General features: G+C 70.8%; 1 protein-coding gene. It reads left to right on the forward strand.

The genetic code is table 11. The annotated features are described in order from the left end of the window. Positions 1-321 (forward strand): LysE family transporter (locus E1289_RS37870; protein WP_165970794.1); only part of this gene is annotated, 321 nt, incomplete at its 5' end. Positions 322-507: the final 186 nt, after the last annotated feature.

Genomic DNA, 507 nt, shown 5'->3' on the forward strand with positions numbered 1-507 from the left:
GTGCCGGGTGCGGCGGGGCGGTCGGGGTGGGGGTGCTTCCGGCTGGGGTTGGTGACGAATTTCGCGAATCCGAAGGCGGGGGTGTTCGCGGTGTCGTTCCTTCCGCAGTTCGTGCCGGCGGGGTGGCCGGTGCCGGTGGTGCTGGTGGCGTTCTCGGTGTTGTGGGCGTTGATCGATCTGCTTTGGTATTCGGTGGTGGTGTGGCTGGTGGGTGCGGCGCGCCGGGTGCTGGATCGGGCGGAGGTGCGGCGCCGGCTGGAGCAGTTGTGCGGTGTGGTGCTGGTGGCGCTGGGTGTGCGGCTGGCGGTGGCGGCGCGCTGACGCGGGGCACGGCGGGGCGGCGCCGGATTTGGCAGGTTCTCATGATCACTTTTGGGGTGCGCGGTCGTAGCCTGGGGCGATGACGGCTCTGGATGATCTCGCTGACCGGTACGTGGACGAGTTCGCCGCGCTGGACCCGTGCCTGGCGGCGGGGATGGGCGTTTCGGGGCAGGAGGGGCGGCTGAC

This window comes from Actinomadura sp. 6K520 (genome assembly GCF_004349245.1).
GTDB lineage: Bacteria > Actinomycetota > Actinomycetes > Streptosporangiales > Streptosporangiaceae > Spirillospora.